The sequence below is a fragment of the Marinitoga aeolica genome, from assembly GCF_029910535.1.
GTDB lineage: Bacteria > Thermotogota > Thermotogae > Petrotogales > Petrotogaceae > Marinitoga > Marinitoga aeolica.
In genome coordinates this window covers 1,914,424-1,938,121 of the sequence record NZ_CP069362.1, presented here as the reverse complement: position 1 = coordinate 1,938,121, position 23,698 = coordinate 1,914,424, and the positions used below count along the sequence as shown (strand labels likewise).

The 23,698-nt window shown below is 32.4% G+C and carries 15 protein-coding genes, 1 tRNA gene and 3 rRNA genes; 9 read left to right on the top strand and 10 right to left on the bottom strand.

Annotated elements, in window-relative coordinates:
- The first annotated feature begins 8 nt into the window (after positions 1-8).
- The 8 genes from flhF to JRV97_RS09090 all read left to right on the top strand — a co-directional run bounded on the left by flhF (position 9) and on the right by JRV97_RS09090 (position 8,169).
- A complete protein-coding gene (gene flhF / locus JRV97_RS09125) occupies positions 9-1,454 on the top strand; it encodes a flagellar biosynthesis protein FlhF (RefSeq protein ID WP_280998233.1) in 1,446 nt (481 codons plus the stop codon).
- Positions 1,451-2,317 (top strand): MinD/ParA family ATP-binding protein, encoded by an 867-nt coding sequence (locus JRV97_RS09120; RefSeq protein WP_280998231.1) that lies wholly within the window; start codon positions 1,451-1,453, stop codon positions 2,315-2,317. Before flhF ends, JRV97_RS09120 begins: the two co-directional genes overlap by 4 nt.
- Positions 2,318-2,321: 4 nt before the next feature.
- On the top strand, positions 2,322-2,966 hold the full coding sequence (locus tag JRV97_RS09115) for a hypothetical protein (protein ID WP_280998228.1): 645 nt from the start codon (positions 2,322-2,324) through the stop codon (positions 2,964-2,966).
- A complete protein-coding gene (locus JRV97_RS09110) occupies positions 2,959-3,585 on the top strand; it encodes a chemotaxis protein CheC (protein WP_280998226.1) in 627 nt (208 codons plus the stop codon). Before JRV97_RS09115 ends, JRV97_RS09110 begins: the two co-directional genes overlap by 8 nt.
- A 3-nt stretch (positions 3,586-3,588) precedes the next feature.
- A complete protein-coding gene (gene cheD, locus JRV97_RS09105) occupies positions 3,589-4,059 on the top strand; it encodes a chemoreceptor glutamine deamidase/glutamate methylesterase CheD (RefSeq protein WP_280998224.1) in 471 nt (156 codons plus the stop codon).
- A gap of 153 nt (positions 4,060-4,212) precedes the next feature.
- Positions 4,213-4,899 (top strand): FliA/WhiG family RNA polymerase sigma factor, encoded by a 687-nt coding sequence (locus JRV97_RS09100; RefSeq protein ID WP_280998222.1) that lies wholly within the window; start codon positions 4,213-4,215, stop codon positions 4,897-4,899.
- Position 4,900: 1 nt separating this feature from the next.
- Positions 4,901-5,212: a hypothetical protein gene (locus tag JRV97_RS09095; RefSeq protein ID WP_280998220.1), complete on the top strand. Its 312-nt coding sequence runs from the start codon at positions 4,901-4,903 to the stop codon at positions 5,210-5,212.
- Positions 5,213-5,247: 35 nt separating this feature from the next.
- Positions 5,248-8,169 (top strand): helicase-related protein, encoded by a 2,922-nt coding sequence (locus JRV97_RS09090; protein ID WP_280998218.1) that lies wholly within the window; start codon positions 5,248-5,250, stop codon positions 8,167-8,169.
- 325 nt (positions 8,170-8,494) lie between these two features.
- Here JRV97_RS09090 and rrf read toward each other — a convergent pair.
- The 9 genes from rrf to panD form a co-directional block, all read right to left on the bottom strand.
- Positions 8,495-8,608, bottom strand: a 5S ribosomal RNA gene (gene rrf / locus JRV97_RS09085).
- 33 nt (positions 8,609-8,641) lie between these two features.
- Positions 8,642-11,558, bottom strand: a 23S ribosomal RNA gene (locus JRV97_RS09080).
- Between the two features lie 30 nt (positions 11,559-11,588).
- Positions 11,589-11,664, bottom strand: a tRNA-Ala gene (locus JRV97_RS09075).
- A 45-nt stretch (positions 11,665-11,709) separates the two neighbouring features.
- Positions 11,710-13,251 (bottom strand): 16S ribosomal RNA (locus JRV97_RS09070).
- Together the 16S, 23S and 5S rRNA genes with 1 tRNA gene alongside form the textbook arrangement of a ribosomal RNA operon.
- Before the next feature lie 259 nt (positions 13,252-13,510).
- The gene (locus JRV97_RS09065) at positions 13,511-14,677 is read right to left on the bottom strand and encodes a hypothetical protein (protein ID WP_280998216.1); all 1,167 of its coding nucleotides are present in this window, start codon (positions 14,675-14,677) and stop codon (positions 13,511-13,513) included.
- Between the two features lie 105 nt (positions 14,678-14,782).
- Complete coding sequence (gene priA / locus JRV97_RS09060; protein WP_280998214.1) at positions 14,783-17,065, bottom strand: replication restart helicase PriA; 2,283 nt, start codon at positions 17,063-17,065, stop codon at positions 14,783-14,785.
- 5 nt (positions 17,066-17,070) lie between these two features.
- Positions 17,071-19,065: an alpha-amylase family glycosyl hydrolase gene (locus tag JRV97_RS09055; protein WP_280998212.1), complete on the bottom strand. Its 1,995-nt coding sequence runs from the start codon at positions 19,063-19,065 to the stop codon at positions 17,071-17,073.
- Complete coding sequence (locus tag JRV97_RS09050) at positions 19,062-20,369, bottom strand: nucleotidyltransferase (protein WP_280998210.1); 1,308 nt, start codon at positions 20,367-20,369, stop codon at positions 19,062-19,064. Before JRV97_RS09050 ends, JRV97_RS09055 begins: the two co-directional genes overlap by 4 nt.
- Positions 20,370-20,371: 2 nt before the next feature.
- Positions 20,372-20,749: an aspartate 1-decarboxylase gene (gene panD, locus JRV97_RS09045; RefSeq protein ID WP_280998204.1), complete on the bottom strand. Its 378-nt coding sequence runs from the start codon at positions 20,747-20,749 to the stop codon at positions 20,372-20,374.
- Positions 20,750-20,929: 180 nt separating this feature from the next.
- Here panD and JRV97_RS09040 point away from each other — a divergent pair, with 180 nt between their 5' ends.
- Positions 20,930-22,696 carry an ATPase gene (locus JRV97_RS09040; RefSeq protein ID WP_280998202.1) on the top strand — a complete coding sequence of 589 codons (1,767 nt, stop codon included), beginning with the start codon at positions 20,930-20,932 and terminating at the stop codon, positions 22,694-22,696.
- Positions 22,697-22,821: 125 nt separating this feature from the next.
- Here the strand turns inward: JRV97_RS09040 and JRV97_RS09035 are convergent, their stop codons facing one another.
- On the bottom strand, positions 22,822-23,634 hold the full coding sequence (locus tag JRV97_RS09035; RefSeq protein WP_280998200.1) for a flagellin: 813 nt from the start codon (positions 23,632-23,634) through the stop codon (positions 22,822-22,824).
- Positions 23,635-23,698: the final 64 nt, after the last annotated feature.

The window sequence follows — 23,698 nt, the reverse complement described above, 5'->3', positions numbered from 1 at the left end:
GTGAGTTTATGAAAATAAAAAAATATATTGTTACTACTATTCCTGAAGCAATGGAAAAAATTAGAACAGAACTAGGAGAAAATGCATATATATTAGATACAAAAAGGATAAATAAAGGGGGATTTTTGGGAATTGGTGGCAAAAAGTATATAGAAGTTACCGCCGTTCTTGATGATAATCCGGAAAATGTGGTAAAAAATATTAAGAAACCTTCTGGACCTGGTTTTTCTAATAATACTCAGGGTAGAATCAATGAAATTAGAGAGATGGTTGAAAGAAATAAAAAATTAGATGAAAGAATAAAAAGAATGAAAAATATAGACGATTATGAAGAACGATATGCACCAGGAAAAGATAAATTAGAACTCACCGCCAGAAATGAAATCTTAAAATTAATTGAAGAGCAACGTGAAATTTCTAAACTTATCGATGAAGATGCTGAAAAATTCTATAATAAAGAAAAAAATGAATTCAAAAATCTGGATTATAGAAAAGTTACTTATAACAAATATCCCCCAAAAAATAACAACTTAAATTCTAATGCATCTATATATAATAATCGCATATCAAATACACAAAATAATACATTAAATAATGTAAAGAGTTCTCAAAATGAATTAATAGAAATTAAAAATTTAATAGAAAAGCTTTCCAAACGAGTTATCTTAAATGGGGCTAATCCATTAATATCAGAACTAATTGAATCTTTAAAGAAACAAGATCTCTCTGATAGTATAATAGAAGATATATTAAACAATATTCCAACTGATTTAAATAAGGAAAATTGGAAATCTGATGAAAGATTTAAAAATCTATTATTTGACATGTTTAAGAACAATTTCAAAGTTGAGGTTCCTAATATTCACGGAACAATAATGCTTATTGGACCAACTGGAGTTGGTAAAACTACTACATTGGCAAAAATTGCTGCATTAAATAAATTAAATAGCAGCAAAAATGTTGCAATTGCCACTATTGATCTTTACAGAATCGCCGCAACAGAACAATTAAAAACATATGCAGAAATAATGGATATTCCTGCCTCAGTTTGTTATACGCCAACTGAATTAAAAACTACAGTAGAATCTCTTAAAAACTATGACATATTGTTAATAGATACAGCTGGAAGAAGCCATAAAGATGATATTCAGATTGGGGAATTAAAAATGTATATTGATTCTGTAAAACCAGATTTTATATTTTTAGTTGTGTCGGCAAATATGAGACTTAGAGATATGATAGATGTATACAATAGATTTTCCGTTTGTAATCCAACACATTTGATAATAACCAAATTAGATGAAACATCATCTTATGGTCAAATTCCTTCTTTAATAAGAGAAACAAAGTTACCTATAAGCTATATTACTACAGGTCAAAATGTTCCAAATGATATTGAAATCCCAAATTCGCAAAAAATATTTAACCTCTTTTATGAGGAGTTGACATTATGAGTATAATAAAAGATCAAGCTGAAAATTTAAGAAAAACTTTTTCAAAAAATAGAACAAAAATAATTCTTGTTACCGGAGGCAAAGGTGGTGTGGGAAAATCAATTGTAGCCGTTAATACCGCTGTAAATCTTGCAAAAATGAATAAAAAAGTTTTGATTTTTGATACGGATGCTGGATTTGCAAATGCATCCATTTTGCTTGGAGTTTCTCCAACAGTTAGTATAAAAGATTATTTTGATAAAAAATTAACTCTAGAAGAGTGTATTATAAAAACCCCTTACGGAATAAAATTATTAAGTACAGGTATGGATATAAAAGATTGGATATCTTTTCAAAAAAATTTTACCCGAAAAGCTATTGAAGAATTTTTTAATATTGCAAAAGAGCATGATTATGTTATTATAGATGTCAGTGCAGGATATAATGAAAATTTAAAACCTTTTTATATTGCTGCTGATAATATTCTATTGGTAACTACTCCAGAACCTACTGCTATAGTAAATGCTTATACTGTTGTAAAAGCACTATCAATTTTAGAAGTTGATGGCGTAGTAGATGTTGTAATAAATATGATAAGAAAAAGGTCAGAAGCTAATACTGCTGAACAGGTTCTAAGAAAAACAATAAAAGAATATTTATTTAAAGATATTAGAAATGTTTTTTATATAAATTTCGATCATCTGGTGCATGATAGTGTAAAATCACAAACTCCAATATCAAGCTTTAAACCATCATCACATGTTGCTAATGATTTGATGATAATTGCAGAAAAAATCGAAAATACCACATCAGAACATGAACGAAAGAACAGTGACAATTTATTAAAAAAATTACTTTTACTATTTGGATTTTACAATAGGTGAAATTATGGATAAAAAAAATTTCATAAAAAGGATTTTCCTTGTTTTTTTTCCTGGAAATTCCATAAGGATTTATATAAAAAATGATGTTTTAAAAGCTAAAATAAAAAATTTTAAAGGAAAAGAAATAGAATTAATATCTCCAAAATATGATTTTAGTCTTGGGGAGAATGTTACATTAGAATCAATTTTTGAAGGTGCCTACTATCAAGCAGAATTCCAAATTAAAGATATTAAAGATTTTGGACAAAATGAAGTTATGGTTTCATTAAATTTAGTCAGTACATTTAAAATTAAAAATAAAAGAATAAATGAAAGACATTATATATCTATTCCCGTTTTGATTGAGGATAATTATAAAGGGTTAATCTGGGATCTAAATGAGAATTTTCTTGGAGTTGTCGTTTTAAATGAATATCTTAGCATAATAAAAAAAAGTCTTAGTGTCAAACTTTCAATAGTTGATTTTAATATTGTATTCCATGGAACAATAGCAAAAATTAGGCAAGAATTTTTTAATCTCAGCAAGTTTATATATGAAATAAAAATATTACAGGATCCTACAGGTTTATTTGGACAATACTTAGAATACATTAGTGGAAAAAATTTCTTCGAGAATAAAAAAAATCCGGAGGTGCAACCAGATGAATAACGAAAATTTTGAATTTTTCATGTCAGCTTTTAAAGAAATTACTAATATTGGGATGGGAAATGCTGTTAGCTCTCTATCAATGATGCTAAATAAAAAAGTTGATATATCAGTTCCTAACCTAGATGTAATAAAACTTTCCGATATATTTTTAAATATGGAAGAACCTGATGAAATATACGCATGTTCTTATGTTAAAATGGAAGGAGATTTAGATTCTTCACTGATTTTTTTAATTGAAAAAGATTCAGTAAAAAGATTAATAAAAGAAAGCGTTGGTATTGACATAAAAAATATAGTTGAACTTGACGAAATGTCCTCGTCAATGATAGGAGAATTAGGAAATATTATGTTTGGTTCATATACAAGTGCTATCTCTCAATTTTTAAATATAAATTTACAGGTTACCCCCCCACAAGTTGCTGTGGATACATTCGCTTCTTTAATTGCAGAATCTATTGTTATGAGTATTACTTTTGAAGATGAAGTTATATTAACAGAAACAGAAATTCAAGTTGAAGACTGGGAAAACGTTATAAAAGGAAAAATTGTTTTTCTAATGAATGAAGAAAATAGAAACAAATTGTTCGAATATGTCAAAAAAGTGTTTTATGGGGGTTAAAAAATGAAAAAAATAATTGGAATTGGTGAATATGCCTCATCAAAAAGTCCTGATATATTAATAACTTTAGGTTTAGGATCATGTGTTGGTGTCTGTATATGGGATAAAAATAAAAAAGTTGGAGGATTGATCCATGTAATGTTACCTAACTCTCCAAATGGAAATGTTCCAAAGCCGGGTAAATATGCTGATTTAGGTATTCCATTATTAATTGAAGATTTAAAGAAATTAGGTGGTTCAAATTTTACTGCAAAAATATTTGGTGGAGCTGCTATGTTTAAAGGATCCTCAATGGATGTGGGTAAAAAGAACACTCTTGCTGTAAAAGAGCAATTAAAAAAGAATAATATTAGAATAATTGCTGAAGATACTGGAGGAAATAGAGCTAGGAGTATTGAATTTAATCTTGATACTGGTGAGGTAATGGTGAAAAAGGTAGGCGGTGGTGAAAAAGTTGAAATTTTCAAATATTGAGCTTATCTTTTATGGTATATTATTTTTTATATTCTTATTTATAAACCTATTTATTTCAAAAAACTTTTTCATAACCTCTGTTTTGCGCTCAATAATAAGTATTGCTGTAGTCATAATACTTAATACAACCATAAAGGCAGTGATTAATAGATAATGAAAAATATAAATAAAGATGATGTAATAAAAAATTTTTTGCCAAAGATAAAATATATTGCCTTAAATTTACTATCTTCCCTTCCAAAGAATGTTGAACTTGACGATTTAATACAGGAAGGGATTATCGGTTTATTACAGTCATTGGAAAAATATAATCCGCAAAAAGGAGTTACTTTCTATTCTTTTGCTATAAAAAGAATTAGAGGTGCTATGCTTGATTATTTAAGAAAAATAGATTGGTTACCAAAAGATTTAAGACATAAGATTAAAAAAATGGAAGAAGTTTTAGCAGAGCAAAATATCGACGATTATATAGATGATGAGGAATTAGCAAAAATTTTAGAAATATCTGAAAAAGATGTTAAAAAATTAAAAGCAGAATTATATAGAAGTCATATTTTAAGTTTAGATTCTTTTTTGATTACTAACAATGAAATAAATATTGAATCTGATAATGCTGAAAATGATCCAGAAATACTTGCTTATAAAGATATGTTAAAAAACGAACTCAAAAAAGCTATATTAAGTCTAAATAAAAGAGAACAACTTATTTTATCATTATATTATGAAAAAGAAATGACTTTCAAAGAAATTGGAAAAATTCTGGATATTTCAGAATCAAGAGTATCGCAAATACATTCTTCTATAATTATTAAACTGAAGAAAATGTTAGGCGGTGATTAATATGCCTGATCCTATTAATTTAAGTATTTCTTATATTACTAATGTTGATGTGTCTAATAATATTCAACATTTAAATAATGCTCTAATTGCTGCAAAAAGTACAGATTTAGAAGAACACATCAAAAAAAATCAGGAAGCACGATCTCAGGTAAAAAATACAGAGGAAAAATCTGAATCTCAACATATAAATGATAATCAAAAAAAACATTCCTCTGAATATAATAATCAAAAAAGAAAACATAAAGAAAATAATGAAGAGAAAAAAATAGTCATTGATGACTATAGAGGTCATTCTCTGGATGTACGAATATAAAAACGGACTTGAAGTCCGTATTTTTTTATGTAGAGGTGATTATTATACTAAATGACATATTGGACATAATAAAAAAATCAACGAAAAAATTTAAAATCGTTATCTTTCCAGAAGCATGGAATATTGAAGATTTAATTGAAGACAATATTTTATTTTATCCGAATTATGATATTTTTCCTTTTGAATCTATTGATGTTTCAAATAAAATAAAAGCATATAGAATAAAAACGCTTTATAATCTTTTAAATAAAAATAATGATGCAATAATATTTACTACATTTCATTCATTGAGTAGATACACAATTCCACCAAATCTCTTTAAAAATGAAATATTATCTTTTAAAATCAATGAAAATTTGAATATAAACCCTTTAATTTCAGGTTATAAAAAAACATGGAATGTATATGAATATGGTGAATTTTCTCAAAAAGGTTTCGTTAAGGATATCTTTATTCCTATCTATGACTTCCCTATAAGAATAGAATTATTTGATGATGAAATTACAAGAATTAATTTTTTTGATCCATATTCTCAAAAAAGTATTAAGTCAATCAATAATTTTATTTTCGTTCCTGGATCCGAATTCATGTATAAATATGAAAATATTTATAACAAAAATCTGGAAACTTTCCTTATAAACCATAAATACAAAAATGTTTCCTTTGATATAGAAACATTTGAAACATTACCTGCTGTATTATATGAAAAGAAAAATACATTACTTGATTATATTGATATAAACAATTTAGAAATATTTATCATAAATGAAAAAGAAAACATAAAATCATATTATGAAAGAGAAAAAGAAAATTTAGAATTTATTTTTTCTGATATAAAAAAAGATTTGTATAAAGAATTCAGTGGTCAAAATATAGAAAAAATATTGAAATTAAAATATAAAAATTTAGAAGTTGACAAACATAATCTTTTAGTGAAAAAAGTTACCTCAAAGGAAAAAAGCAATGAATTGCCTATTCTAGAATGGGAAGATTTAAAAATTGATGATCTTATTGTTCATGAAGACTATGGAATTGGTATTTATAAAGGTTTAGAAAAAATAAAAACATATTCTGGTGAAAAAGAATTAATCAAAATAGAATATGAAAATAACGCAAAAGTATTTTTACCAATTGAAAGAATTGATAAAATTACTAAATATGTTGGGGATAAAGATTTAGTAAAAATTGACAAAATAGGTTCTTCATCATGGCAAAAACGCAAGAAAAAAATTGAAGATAATATAAGAAATAAAATAAGGGAATTAATTAAATTATATGCATTGAGAGAACATACAACAGGAATTTCATTAAGTGGCGATGAAGAAATTGAAGAAAAATTTAAAAAAACCTTTGATTATATAGAAACAATAGATCAAGAAAAAGCAATTGAGGAAGTATTAAATGATTTATCTTCAACAAAACCTATGGATAGACTTATAGCTGGTGATGCTGGATTTGGAAAAACAGAAGTAGCTTTAAGAGCTGTAGTAAGAACTGTAAGTTCTGGTTATCAAGCAGCAATTTTAGTTCCTACAACAATACTAGCTCAACAATATTATGATAACGTAAAAGATAGATTTGAAGAAGTAGGAATAACTGTAGAATTAATAGATAGATTTAAAACTCAAAAAGAAAAAAATATTATAATTGATAAAATTAATTCAGGAAAATTAGATGTAATAATAGGAACTCATGCATTATTAAATAAAAATATTAAATTCAAAAAATTGGGATTATTGGTAGTTGATGAAGAACAAAGATTTGGTGTTTTTCAAAAAGAAAAATTGAAAGAGCTTTCTCATGGAATAAATGTTTTAACAATGAGTGCAACTCCTATTCCCCGCACACTTTATTTTTCAATTACAGGTTTAAGAGATTTATCTGTATTATCTACACCACCATATGGAAGAATTCCAGTAGAAACTTTTGTTTTTAAATATTCGGATAATATCATAAGAACTGCTATTTTAAGAGAAAAATCAAGAGGTGGTCAAGTATTATACATTCACAACCGAATTAATGATTTAGAAGAAATTGAAGAAAAAGTTAGAAAAATTGTTCCTGAAGTAAATACTGTTGCAGTACATGGAAAAATGCCCAAAAAATACTTATCTAAAATAATAAAAATGTTTTACAATGGAGATATTGATGTTTTAATATCTACAACAATAATTGAAAATGGGATTGATATACCAAATGCTAATACATTAATAATTGATGATTCAGAACGATATGGCATATCTCAATTATATCAATTAAGAGGTAGAGTTGGAAGAAGTAATAAAAGAGCTTTTGCTTATTTTTTATACAAAACAAAACTAAAAACAGAAACAATAAAAAAATTAGAGGCTATTAAAAATATTTCAGGACCTGGTAGCGGACTTAAGTTGGCTCTACAGGATTTAGAAATTAGGGGATTTGGAGATTTACTAGGCATTGAACAAAAAGGACATATTAATAATGTTGGATTGCACATGTATAAAGAAATATTAAATAGAACTATAGCAGAATATTATTCAAAACAATTAGAAATGAAAGAAGTTAAAGAAAAAATTAATCTTGATATTAAAGGAATAAAAATGCCTATAATTATACCTGAAAAATATATAGAAAATCCAATTGAAAGAATGAGAATATATAGAACTATAGCTAATGAAAATAATATTGAAAATATTGAAAACATAAAAAAGGATATTGAAGATAGATTCGGTAAAATACCTGAAGAAGTCAACAATTTGTTAGAATATACAAAATTAAGAATTATTGCATATAAAAAAGGAGCAAAAAATATTGAAATATATGATAAGAGTTTAATAATTGAATATAGAAACCATTTAGATATTGACATTAAAATTCTAAAAAAGCATTCTAAAAAGTTTAATCATTTTCCTGATGAAAAGAAAATAGTAATTTATTCAATAAACCCAGAAAAAACATTATTCAAAATTTTTAAATAAGAGGAGTTTTATGCTCCTCATTAATTTGTAAAGAAATGGAATCAAAATAAAACTCATTCAAACGCTCGATTGCTAATCTGGAAAAAACGAAGAAAATTATAAAATAATGCTCTTCACCAAGTAAAAATTCTAAATCCTCGAAAATTCTCATTTTCGCAGGTCGCATCAAACTCACATCCATGTTCGGTTTCACTCAATTTTGCATCCATGCAAAATTGACCTGCTTCATTCGAATTTTCATTCGTTTTATTTTTGAATTCCAGTAATAAATAATTTTACTATTAAAAGAAAAACCCCTGTCATAGAGACAGGGGAAAAATAAAAAGAGGGGCGCTACCTACTCTCGCATGGATTGCCCATACTACCATCGGCCCAGATATGCTTAACGGTCGGGTTCGGCATGGATCCGCGTGTTTCCATATCTGGTATCTGCACCCCTCAATACTCATTCACATGTGCATAGTTACTTAATAAGGTCAAGGCCTCGGGCTATTAGTACCGGTCGGCTCAATACATCACTGTACTTACACCTCCGGCCTATCTACGTCCTCGTCTCGAACTGCCCTTACCTCCGAAGAGTGGGAAACCTCATCTCGGGGCCCGTTTCCCGCTTAGATGCTTTCAGCGGTTATCGGTCAGGTACATAGCTACTCAGCTCCTGCTCCTGGCGGAACAGCTGATTCACTAGCGGTACCCTCACACCGGTCCTCTCGTACTAGGTGTGACCCCCCTCAAGTTTCCTACGCCCGCAGCAGATAGGGACCGAACTGTCTCACGACGTTCTGAACCCAACTCACGTACCGCTTTAATGGGCGAACAGCCCAACCCTTGGGACCTACTTCAGCCCCAGGATGCGATGAGTCGACATCGAGGTGCCAATCCGCGCCGTCGATATGAACTCTTGAGCGCGATAAGCCTGTTATCCCCGGGGTAACTTTTATCCGTTGATCGACGGCCCTTCCACTCGGATCCGCCGGGTCACTAAGACCGTGTTTCCACCCTGCTCGACCTGTCAGTCTCGCAGTCAGGCAGGCTTTTGCCTTTACACTCTCCTGTGGATTTCCAACCCACATGAGCCTACCTTCGCGCACCTCCGTTACTCTTTAGGAGGCGACCGCCCCAGTCAAACTGCCCACCTAACACTGTCCCATCACTGCTCTTCACAGTCAATGGTTAGTAACCCATCATGCTGAGGGTGGTATCCCACCAGCGGCTCCACCTACCCTTGCGAGCAGGTTTCTCTGCCTCCCACCTATCCTGTACACAACATGACAAGTTACAATGTCAGGCTACAGTAAAACTCCACGGGGTCTTTCCGTCTAACTGCGGGTACTGGGCATCTTCACCCAGTCTGTAATTTCACCAGGCCCTCCGCTGAGACAGTGTCCAAATCGTTACGCCATTCATGCAGGTCGGAACTTACCCGACAAGGAATTTCGCTACCTTAGGACCGTTATAGTTACGGCCGCCGTTTACCGGGGCTTCGGTTCGTACCTCTCAGCACTCCCCTTAACCTTCCGGCACTGGGCAGGCGTCAGACCCTATACGTCCTCTTTTCGAGTTCGCAGAGTCCTGTGTTTTTGGTAAACAGTCGCCTGGACCTTGTCACTGCGACTCCCCAATGCAGTATAAACCACATCAAGGAGCACCCCTTCTCCCGAAGTTACGGGGCTATTTTGCCGAGTTCCTTAGCGGAGGTTAGCCTGCTCCCCTTAGCCTTCTCAGCTCGCCCACCTGTGTCGGTTTTCGGAACGGGCATACATCAACCAGTAAGCGAGGTTTTTCTTGGCAGCCTGGCTACCACCTCGTTGGACCTACGTCCTCCCCATCACGCTTCAGCCTCCACCGGCGGATTTACCTACCAGCTTCTCAGACCTTTGCGCTTAGATGAGCCTGCCACTTGCTCACGAGGCTTTACCTTCTGCGTCACCCCTCTTACTATCGGTCATGTATGGCACAGGATTCTTTACCTGTTTTCCATCGGTTACTCCTTTCGGATTCACCTTAGGTCCCGGCTTACCCTGGGCGGACGACCCTTCCCCAGGTACCCTTGGGCTTTCGGGGGGAAGGATTCTCACCTTCCTCTCGTTACTCATGCCCACATCCGCTCTTGTGCTTCGTCCAACATACCTCACGATATGCCTTCTCCCTACTGCACAATGCTCCCCTACCAATCCGCAGATTCCGCAGCTTCGGAGTATAGCTTCAGCCTCCTTACATTTTCGGCGCAGTCCGCCTCAACCGGTGAGCTGTTACGCACTCTTTTAATGATGGCTGCTTCTAAGCCAACATCCCGGCTGTCTCTGGCAGTCCACTACCTTTCACACTTAGCTATCTCTTCGAGCCCTTAGCTGGCGGTCTGGGCTGTTTCCCTCTCGACCATGGAGCTTTTCCCCCACAGTCTGTCTCCCAACCACTAAGTAACGGTATTCGGAGTTTGACAAGTTTCGGAGGTTACCCCCCTACGCCTATCAGTGCTCTACCCCCGTTACTCTTGGTTGAGGCCGTGCCTACACACGTTTCGGGGAGATCCAGCTATCACCAGGTTCGGTTGGCTTTTCACCCCTATCCACAGGTCATCCGAATGCGTTTCACTGCATACCGGTTCGGGCCTCCATTGCGTTTCACCGCAACTTCACCCTGCCCATGGATAGCTCACCTGGCTTCGGGTCTGCATACATTGACTCTACGCCCTTTTCAGGCTCGCTTTCACTTCGGATCCACCTCTCCCGGCTTATCCTCGCCAATGCATGCAATTCGTGGGCACATTAATCAAAAGGCACGCGGTCACTCCTCTCAGAGCTCCCACTTCTTGTAGGCTTACGGTTTCAGGTTCTCTTTCACTCCCCTCCCGGGGTCCTTTTCACCTTTCCCTCACGGTACTTTTCCGCTATCGGTCGACGGGTAGTATTTAGCCTTGGATGGTGGTCCACCCTGATTCACGCAGGATTCCTCGTGTCCCACGCTACTTGGGAGAGTAATCCAGGAGCTTCTATGTATTTCGCCTACGGGACTTTCACCCTCTTCGGTGTACCTTCCCAGATACTTCGGCTATACATATTTCACTCCCGAGCCTCATGCAGTTGGCTCCGATTACTTCCCTCTACCCCAGTTAGGCAACGGCTGCACCCTTTTACACCTAACTGGTTTGGGCTCCTCCCCTTTCGCTCGCCACTACTCAGGGAATCTCTCTTGATTTCTTTTCCTCCGGGTACTAAGATGTTTCCCTTCCCCGGGTTCGCCTCCCTTTCGGGATCTTCGGGTTGCCCCATTCGGATATCCACGGATCTACGCTCGCTTGCAGCTCCCCGTGGCTTTTCGCAGCTTGCCACGTCCTTCTTCGCCTCCCGTCGCCTAGGCATCCTCCGTAAGCCCTTTTTACCTTGACCTTATCTTTCACTATGCACTTGTCAATGAGCTGGTGGAGTAGAGGGGACTTGAACCCCTAACCTTCTGCGTGCAAGGCAGACGCTCTCCCAGTTGAGCTACTACCCCTACTCCTTCACTACTGAACAGAGACACCCATTTTTTTCTCCTTAGAAAGGAGGTGATCCAGGCGCACCTTCCGGTACACCTACCTTGTTACGACTTAGCCCCCCTCGCTGACTCCACCCTCAATAACCGGCCTCCTTTCGGTTAGCCTGGCCATCTTCGGGCGTTTCCAACTCGGGTGGCTTGACGGGCGGTGTGTACAAGACCCGGGAACGTATTCACCGCAGTGTGGCTGACCTGCGATTACTAGCGATTCCGGCTTCATGCAGTCGGGTTTCAGACTGCAATCTGAACTGGGGTAGGGTTTCTGGGATTCGCTCCACCTTTCGGCCTCGCTGCCCTCTGTCCCTACCATTGTAGCGCGTGTGTCGCCCAGGACATAAGGGGCACGATTACCTGACGTCATCCCCTCCTTCCTCCGCCTCGTCGGCGGCTGTCCCGTTAGGGTTCCCACCTTTACGTGCTGGCAACTAACGGCAAGGGTTGCGCTCGTTGCGGGACTTAACCCAACACCTCACGGCACGAGCTGACGACGGCCGTGCACCACCTGTTTAGGCTCCCAGTACCGAAGTACCAGGTCGGATACATCTCTGCATCCTACCACCTATATGTCAAGCCCTGGTAAGGTCCTTCGCTTAGCTTCGAATTAAACCACACGCTCCACCGCTTGTGCGGGTCCCCGTCAATTCCTTTGAGTTTCATCCTTGCGGACGTACTCCCCAGGCGGCCCACTTATCGCCTTAGCTTCAGCACGAACGGTACTACCGCTCACACCTAGTGGGCATCGTTTACGGCTAGGACTACCCGGGTATCTAATCCGGTTTGCTCCCCTAGCTTTCGGGCCTCAGCGTCAGGTTTACCCCAGGAGACCGTCTTCACCACCGGCCTTCTTACCTGTATCTACGCATTTCACCGCTACACAGGTAATTCCGTCTCCCTCTAGTAACCTCAAGTCAATCAGTTTCAGACGCAACCCCCTGGTTGAGCCAGGATCTTTTACATCTGACTTAATTGACCGCCTACACCCCCTTTACGCCCAGTGATTCCGGGCAACGCTCGCCCCCTACGTATTACCGCGGCTGCTGGCACGTAGTTAGCCGGGGCTTTTCCTTATCTACCCTCATCAGTGAGTCATTCCCTACTCACCTTATTGTTCGATAAGTTCAGGAGTTTACGTCCCGAAGGACTTCTTCCTCCACGCGGCGTCGCTGGATCAGGGTTTCCCCCATTGTCCAATATTCCCCACTGCTGCCTCCCGTAGGAGTGGGGGCCGTGTCTCAGTCCCCCTGTGGCCGGCCACGCTCTCACGCCGGCTACCCGTCGTCGGCTTGGTAGGCTTTTACCCTACCAACTACCTGATGGGTCGCAGGCAGCTCCTCCAGCCATGCCGTAGCACGCTTTCACCTCTCGGTCTTATCCGGTATTAGCCACCGTTTCCAGTGGTTGTCCCGGTCTGGAGGACACTTTCCTACGCGTTACTCACCCGTTCGCCACTAGTACTACAGCCCGAAGACTGCCTCCTCGTTCGACTTGCATGTGTTAAGCACGCCGCCAGCGTTCGCCCTGAGCCAGGATCAAACCCTCCATCCAAGATTTCGAGTTCGATCTCAACTCTCACTTTTTTACTTCCGCTGGGTGTCTCTGTTCACTTGTCAAGGAGCTTCTTCTTTTCCTCTTCTTTCTCTCTCGCAGACCTCTTCGTCCGCGTCCGAGATATATCTTATCATTTTTCTGTCTATTTGTCAACTTACAGGTTTGTAAAATTCGTTAATCATTTGTGAATCTATATCTAATTCCTTTTATACCTTGTTTTAATGATTTAACGCTAACCATTTCACTATTTGATATTTTAAAACAATATTTTTGTTAATGGTCTTTCAGTTATAACAAAATCTGTCCATGTTGTAAAATTCATAACAAATTTTTGTTCTCCATCTACTCTACCATTAATATCTTTCATAGCAAAAGTCAAATCAAAATCTTCACCCATTAATTTAATTCCATAATTTGTAATGTAATCAGTTAAAATTCCATCATCCAAAGAATTCCCTTGGAAGAATAATTCCATTTTCCATGGTCTAGGCAAATAATAACCTAATCTTCCTTCAAATAACCATGTTTTATTTGAAGGATTATTTGTAGCAGCATCTACATCAAGATAATATATATTCTCATTATTTTGATCCATATTATAATACATTATTCCCTTTAAATAAACTGGATAATAATTTATCTTTCCACCTAAAGCAATTTTAGGTGATGGTAATATTTTAACTAAATCTGAAATATTATTTGTTATTTCAGAAATAGAATCAACGGTTGAAGGTACAGCATATCCCACACCATAATATAATTGAGTAATAAGTTTTCTGCTCCATTTTACGGAATTATATCCCGCAAAGGAAGCCGATAATACATCAATATTTCTATATTCATATTTTTTACGACTATTATCCTGGGACAAATAGAACATATATTTTGTATATCTATCATCTAAACCAGCATAAGCATAAATTGATTTATTTTCTAAATCATATGCACCACCAAATTTTATCTCACCAAATGGTTTTATGTATCCACCTACTGCCATATTCATAGGATTCAAAGTGTAATTTTTATCTCCTAAATCATCTCTAAAACCACCTACTCTAAATGAATAATCTGATCTTATATCGTATGGATAATCTCTAAATTTAAATTTACCAAACATAAGCAAAACATCATATCCTATTTTATATTGTAAATAATAATATCTTGGAAGTTTAAATTTTAACGTCTTATCATTTAAATCATATGAAAGTGTGGATGAAGGTAGTGTTACATAATCATTGAACCTTAACATTACATTTGATGTAATTCCAATATCAAAATAAGTTATTGGAAAAACATCAACATAATTATCAGGATCATCTAAATTCATTGTATAAATACCCAATACTGAAAATTTTGTACCACTAAAAGCTGCAAAAGAAATAAAAACAAGCAATAAAAATACCCCTAAAAATAACTTCTTCATAATAATACCTCCTAAAAATTTACCTAAAATTGATTTACATAAATAAAATTTTGGTATAATACTATGATAGAAAATATAAAATATTGATAAGAGTCAAATTTGGGTTTATAATAATGTTGTCGGTGGGTTTAAATAAACATACATTTTTTTATTATATTTTTTTATTATTTCATAAAATTTATCATGATCAATATTTCCCTTAATCACAATTTGATATCGATATTGTCCTCTTAATTTTGATATTAATGGTTCTGTTGGTTCCATTATTTCTATCTCAGTAAACTTTTTTTCTAATAATTTATAAAACTCTTCTGCTTCTTTTAATGCTTGCTCTTGATTAGGATGAGAAAATATCAGCAATAGCAGATCTGAGTAAGGTGGATATTTATATTTTTTTCTGTTATTTAATTCCAATTCAATCACATTATCAAAATCATGTTCTTTAATATATTCGAAAAATGGGCTTCCCGATTTAAATGTTTGTATTAATACTTTCCCTTTTTCTCTTCTTCCCGAACGTCCAGCAACCTGAATTAATAAAGAAGCTGTATGTTCTTGTGATGTATATTCTGGAAAATTTAAATATCTATCGCTATCTAAAATTACTACTAACTTAATATCTGCTATATCTAACCCTTTAGTAATCATTTTAGTCCCAACTACTATAGCTGGCCCTTCTTTTTTTATTTCCTCAAATGCTTTATATAAATCATCATTTGTTTTTATTATTTCTCTATCCATTCTGATAATTTTCTTATTTGGAAAAAATTTCAATAATTCATTTACAACTCTTTCTGTACCATAACCCCTTAATTGTAACTCTGGATTCCCACAGGCAGGACAGGCTGACGGAACTTTTTTTTCACTTCCACAATAATGACACTTTAATTTATTTTCGTATCTATGATAAGTATATGAAACATCACAATTTTCACATTTTAACACATTACCACAATTTGTACAAATTAAATAATTTGCATACCCTTTTGTCGGTGAAAATATTAAAACCTTTTCTTCTTTCTTTAAAGTTTCTTTTATTTCTTCTAATACTTTTTTTGTAAATATCCAGCTTAACTTTTCTTCTTTTTTCATATCAATAATTTCAATATCTGGCATTTCTGTATAGACTCTTTCTTTTAATTCATATAAATTAATTTTATTTTCAAATGCCCTTTTCATTTCTTTTAGAGTAGGTGTGGCAGATGATAATATTAATTTAATATTTTCTATTTTTGCCCTCATATAACCTATTTCTACAGCATCATAAGAAATTTGATCAAATTGATATAATGAATGATCATGTTCTTCATCTATTATTATCATTCCTAAATCTTTTATTGGTATCCATACAGCACTTCTTGTACCAACTATAATATCTATTTCACCATTTACTGCTTTGTACCAAGTTTTTATTCTTTCGGTGGAATTTATATTAGAATGATAAATTCCTATTTTATTTTCTGGAAATCTTCTTTTTATTCTGTATAAAAATTGTGGAGTTAATGAAATCTCAGGAATTATAATTAAAATTTTCTTCCCTTCTTCAATATATTTTTCCATTACTTCAAAAAATATTTCCGTTTTACCACTTCCTGTTACTCCATATAAAAGATCTATTGATTCTTTTTCTTTTAATAAATCTTCCAATATTTCATTTTGTTTCTCTGTTAGTTCTACTTTAAATTCTTCATTATTTTCTTCTTTTGAACTTATAATTTCAATAATACCCTTTTTAACAAGCGTATTTAGTACCGTTGACCCCCTATAAATAATTTTATTATTATATAATTCTTCTTCTAATACTTTTTCTTTTTCTATTAAATAATTTATTACTCTCATCGCAGATTTTGATATTTTTTCATTTAGTATTTCATCTATATTTTTCTTCAGTATTATAATATTGTTCTTTTTTTCAATAGTTTTTTTAATATGAACCGATAAACTGATTAAATCATTTTTTATTAATTCTTTTATATGTTTATTAGCTTCTTTTCTATTTTTAAATTTTTTATAATATTCATTTAAAAATATTGGTTTTTCAATACCTGATAGTGATGATTTTGGTAATATTTTAATTTTAAGTTTATCTGAAGATAATGGAGGAAATAACAATCTTGCTATTTCACTTATAGGCATGAAAAATTTCTTAGATGCAGAATAAATCAATTTTATATGAGAATTATTTATCAATGGAATATTATCAATTACTAATTCTATTTCCTTTATTTTGTAATCTTTTTTATTGGTTTCCGAAAGAATTACTCCTAACTTTTGTTGATTTCTAAATTCAATTAGCACCCTTTGACCGGGTGCTAATTTTTCTTCATATGAATATGTAAATGTATTATATGTATATGTACCAAACACCGCTACTTCATAATAATACATATAAATCACTGCCTTATTAAAATCTGGATACTTAATCCTGATATTTTGTCTATTGAATTAACCTCATTACCTGTGAAAAAATCTATATATTTTCCATTTAATTTCATATTTAATTTTACTGGTATTTTTCTTGAATTTGTTATTACTATAACTTCATCAGTATCTGTATATCTCTTATATACTAACGCTCCTAATTTTGTTTTTAAAACTTCATACTCTCCATATCTCAATGCTTCATGTTCTTTTCTTAATTTAATCATTTTTTTATAATAATTATATATATCCATATTCCAAAATTCTTTATCCCATGGAAATGGTTTTCTACACCATGGATCTTTTCCACCATCTAATCCAATTTCATCACCATAATATATTACTGGAGCTCCTACAAATGTCATTTGAATTCCTACAGCTATTTTTAATTTATTAATATCACCATTTAATTCTGTCAATACTCTAGAAGTATCATGACTATCCAACATATTCCACAGAGAATTTAAAACTTGAGGTGGATATTTTTCTAAATATGAATTGGTATTTCTTACAAAATTAGAAGCACTTCCACCCTTTGCATAACCAAGAGTTGCATCTCTAAAAAGATAATTCATTACAGTATCAAATGCTGGATATTCAAAAAATCTTGTAGAGTCTTTCCAATATTCACCACTAATTATTGCTTTATTATTAATTCCTTTCACCAAAGGATAAAAGAACTTTTCCCAAAATGATTCTTTAACTTGATCTGCAGCATCTAAACGCCATCCATCAATCCCGTATTCCATCCATTTACCAATTACAGAAGAGATGTATGCTTTAACACCATAATAATCCACATTTAATTTAGGTAAATCAGCATACCCCCACCACGAAAGATAACTATCAGCTGATTTTGTTACAGGGAATTTTTTTATAAAATACCAATTCAAATATTTTGAATTTTTTTGATTTCTAAATATATCCTGCATGGCAAAAAATTCATCCCCAGAATGATTAAAAACACCATCTAAGACTATTTTAATATTATTTTCTTTTAATTCATTTATTAATTTTTCAAATGTTTTTTCATCTCCAAAATGTGGATCTATTTTTAAATAATCCTTTGTATCATATTTATGGCTGGATACAGATTCAAAAATAGGATTGAAATAAATTGCCTCTATTCCTAAATCTTTCAAATAATCTATGGATTTTATCACACCTTCAAGATCACCACCATAAAAACCATTTGATCCTAAAGATGAAGATGTGTAAGGTCCATACCAATTATTTGTATATTTTGGATCATTATTTTTATCGCCATTTCTAAATCTTTCTGGAAATATTTGATAATATATTCTTCCTTTAGACCATTCGGGAACATTTAAATATTTGATAATTGGTTTATCAAAGTCAAATTCAAAATAATAATTTTCAGGATATTCTAAAGAAATTTTTCCATCTTTTATCAAAAATTTATATTTTAAAATATTTGAAGGTGTAAAAATATGAAATCTATACATTTCTGAATTGTCATATATTAATTTTTCTTTTTTTAACATTTTTCCATTACCTATAAATATAACATCTTGAACATCATTTTTTTGAACTTCCAAGGAAAGATATATTTCTCCTGGTTTAACTGGATTTATAAATTTTCTTTCAACATTATGCTTTACTACTCCAATTATTCCATCATTTATAGACGGAATATATGTTTCTTCACTTTCTACTGTTAATACTGAATATAATTCTCCATTATAATATATTGTATTTGGATTTTTATAATCCAAAATCTTTTCATTATCAACTAAAAATAAATATTTATATTTTCCTTCATTTAAATTAAAAACTTTTTTCCATATACCAGTATTTGATTTATCCATACTAACAGGTTTAAAATCGGTAAAATCCCCTAGTATATACACAGATGATGCAGCTTGTGTATAATAAATAGTTACATTTCTTGAAAACAGCATTATTGATAAGACAATAATTACAATTATTAAAATATGTTTTTTCATACTTTCCCCTTTCTATATATTATTTTCATTTTTTTGTCTAACTCATATTTAGAATATTCTTTATTTTTATAATAAAGTGAATATACATTGGTAGCTTTAAAATCATATTCTATCATTTTAAAATATGTCTTTTTATCAATGCTCCACATTTTTCTTTTATTCTTTAAATCTCTTTCAATATTCTTTATTATTGAAATATAATTAGAGGGTGTTGTTATTATAGGATATTCAACCCTATTTCTCATTACTGATAATAATTCTCTACCTTTTTCCGTAAAGCCCAAGACTCTTAAATATTGAGGGCCTGTATTATTTATATTTTCAATTAATTCATTTGTTATGCCAAAATATATATTTAATAATGTCCTTTTAATTCTCGTATATGTAAATCTTTTAGATTTAATATTATGATATAACTCTTTAATTGTATTGGTATGCTTTGCAGCTTCTATTATTCTTTGATCAAGACCTTCATTTACACCATAATATTTTTTTAAATTATCTCTACTTAGCGTTCTTAAATAAGATAAAAATGAAATTTCAAAATCTTCAATAAATATGGGTGCTTTGCCTAGTTGTTCTTCTCTTTTTATTATTTCAAATGTTTTTGATGGTACCGAAGCTTTTATTAAATCATATTTTTTTTCCTTCCATAATTTTCTAATTGCTGTAGCACTAGAAAAATTACCGCTAAAATTTTCATCATTATAATTTGATCCCTTTCGCCTTATTGTATGAGGAATAATTTTAGAATTTAATTTTTTTAATGCTATAAGATATTCTAAACCAAGAATATCATTTGATTTTTCAATAATTAATATTTCATCTTTATCTAATAACTTTTTAGTTTCAAAATAGTCTATTAAAGCATATTTTCTGGCATTTGGGAAAGAATAACCCTTTTTTAAATATTTTTTTAGTAATATTTGGTAATCTTCTGGTTGTTTATACAAAGTTTCGGCTATTATGTTTAACGTTTTTATATCAGCAGATTCACTACCAAATACTACATCTGTTACTACATTTGTTCTATCTAATAACCCTATCGAACCAAAGGCAAAACCATTAGCATCTTGAATTGAGTATAAAAACGGGAGTTCAAAAACTATATCTATTCCCATTTCTAGTGCTATTTCTGCCCTAGAAAATTTATCAATAATAGCTGGTTCCCCGCGTTGAACAAAATTACCGCTCATAACTGCTACAGTAAAATCTGGATTTATAAGTTCCTTAGCTTTTTTTAAATGATATAAATGCCCATTATGAAAAGGGTTATATTCTACTACTACCCCCAATACTTTCAAATTCAACACTCCGTTCTCGGTTCTTCATGATTTTTCAATATTTTTGGATTATTTTTGTCATCTACTACAACTATCTTTGGGTTACTTTTTTCTTCTTTTGAATATAGTCCATATGCCATAATAATTACCTTATCTCCTAACTCAACCATTCTTGCTGCTGCCCCATTCAAACCTATTATTCTTGACCCTCTTTCGCCTTTTATAACATATGTTTCAAATCTCGCTCCATTATTTACATCTACTATTTGAACCAATTCATTCTCTTCAATATCTGCAAGTTCCATTAATTCTTCATCTACAGTAATACTTCCTTCATAGTGAATATTTTTTTCGGTAACGGTTGCCCTATGAATTTTTCCCTTCAATAATATTCTGAACATAGTAATTACCTCCTACATCTTTTTTGTATTTTCTATACAATATTTCTATTTATATTTTATCATTAAAAGTTGTATTTTTGATTTAAAAATATGGAATTTTATATTTTTTATTCTAAAAAATGTCAAGAAAGATATTTTGTGGTATAATTGTATTGAAAATACAAGATAAGGGGTGATTTTATGTCGAGAACTGTTTTAATTGATGGTAGTGTATCTTATTCATCAAACGCACAAATTATTCATAGTAAAATTTTAAAAGATTTAGTTATAGAATTTTTAAAAGATTTAGAAGAAAGAAATGAAAGTTTATTAACATTTTTTACGTTATTTCTTAAAAACGAAGATGCGGTGGAAATAGAGGAACGTTATGATCTAGATCAAATAGTAAAAATGTTATTTGCATTATCAGCTGAGAAGATTGATGAAATAGATGCATCACCTTTTTATAGCTTTCCAAAATTAAGTGATAAAAAAGAACAAATAGTAAAATTCGTTGAACGTATCTATAATCTCTGGAGAAACAAACATAGATTTATGATACAAAAAAATAAATTTGTTTCTAATGGTATTCAAAAAATATATAAGGAAATGATGTTGGTAAAAAATAATACAGATTTCAAAAGTCTGATTACTAATTTTTATAGACAAATATTAATTAATGTTTCCGATGATAGATTAAAAGTTTTAAGGCAATTACCAAGTGGAGCTCAAGTTGCTTTCTCCATTGATACCCCAAATTTTAAAGATAAAGTTTTAAACGGAGATGAAAATTTATATAAGGTTCCATTTGTATGGGGTGTTGTTTTTGAACCTCCTGTAATATTCTATACAAAATCAAATAAAAGAAAAGGTTTATTCAAGGTCATCGATTCACCTATTTTAAATAAAATAAATATTGAAAATCCACATGATTGGTTTGCATTTCCAATACATGTAGGGAAAAAATATATTTTAGTTTATGTATACAAAGAATTTTTAGCTATGGCTGCAGGATTAACAAATTTATTTGAACTAGCAGGATTTGGTATTGTTCAAAGAAAAAAACCTGATGGTATTTATTTTTATGGTATGGAAGACAGCTATTTTGAAAAACCTGAATATAAAAATGGGGTTATATATAAAGAAGATGATGGAACATATGTTGGGCTTTTAGGAAGAGATGATTCTGTCGATTATTTTGGATATATGAAAAAAATGATTTTAACCATACATAATTTGAAAGTTATTGATGAAGGTAATCTGCCAATACATGGCGCTTTAGCTGAAATAGTATTAAAAAATGGTAAAAAAGCAAATATTATGTTAATGGGAGATAGTGGTGCAGGAAAATCTGAAACATTGGATGCGTTAAACAGATTATCAAAAGAAGTTTCAGAAGTTAATATTTTAATTGATGATATGGGATCTTTAGAAATCGATGCTAACGGAAATATAGTTGCTTTTGGAACAGAAACTGGTGCTTTTGTAAGACTGGATGATTTGCAACCCGGATACGCTTATTCAGCAATAGATAGAAGTATATTTATGAACCCTAATGAGACAAATGCAAGAGTTATTGTACCTTACTCAAATTATAAAGAAATTATAAAACCAACTAAAATTGACTATTTCTTTTATGCCAATAATTATTCTAAAGTTGAAAAAGATGACTATATTATTTTTTACGATGATTGGAAAAAAGCTTATGAAATTTTTTCAAAAGGCGCAAGAATGGCAAAGGGTACAACAGCAGAAGTAGGATTAACCTATAGTTATTTTGCAAATCCATTTGGAGCTATTCAAAGAAAGGAAAAACATGAAAAAATTGCTCAAAAATTTCTAGAACAAATGATTAAAACAGGCGTAAAAGTTGGAGAAGTAAAAACACAACTTGGAATTAATGGGTTTGAAGATTCCGGTCCAGGTTATGCTGCCAGAGCTTTATTATACTTAATTGATAATCAATAAAGGCAAGAATTAAATGCTCCTGCCCTTATTGATTACATACACATATAAAATTAAATTTTTTTATTATCAATAATAAACAAAAATCATTGATTAACCGGGGCCTTTTGGCCCCGTTAGTTAATTAATTATGGGGATTGTAAGATATTTAAAACAGATGCTGCATTTAACTGGCCAGTTTGACCTAATAACATAGATGTCATTTGTCGTAAATTCTGATTTCGCATGTATTCTGCCATTGTCCTTGCCATATCTGCTCCTGCTATTCTTTCTTCACCTGTTCCAGCATTTTCAGCTGTATTTAAAAGATTTTCTGCCGCTTTTCCCAATCTATTCACATATGAACCAATCTGAGTTCTTGTACCATTTACCTGGTCTAAAGCATTCTCCAATGTATTTAACGCATTTTCCGCTCCTTCTTGAGTAGTTAAATTTATATTTTCCAAATTAAGTGCATCTGGTCTCATGTCTTGAATTTCAACATTTAAATTGTTTTTCCCCGTTGTATCCAATGGAAGCTCTGCATTAAACTCCCCATTTAACAACTGCTGATTATTATATTGTGTTTCTCTTACAGTGTCAGTAATTCCCTGTTTTAATTGATTAAATTCTTCTTGAATTGCACTCCTTGCTTCTTCTGGCAAAGTATCATTTGCTGCTCTTGTAGCCAACTCTTTCATCCTGTTTAATGTATCTTGAATTGATGAAACACCTTGATCTGCTACATTCAATGCTCCAATTCCATCATAAATATCTCTTACAGCCTGATATGCCGATCTAAACTGTGTATTTAACCTTTGGGCTATAGTAAATCCCGCAGGATCCACTGCTGCATTAACCAATCTATTTCCACTTGCAAGCTGTTGAGATCTCTGTAGCAATAAATTTGATAAATTTGATAATCTGTTCGTTTGATTCAAATAATTATTACCAATTCTCATCAGGGCTCCCTCCCTTTATATAATATCCTCACTTGTTTTAGACTAAATCAATATAAAAAAGTTC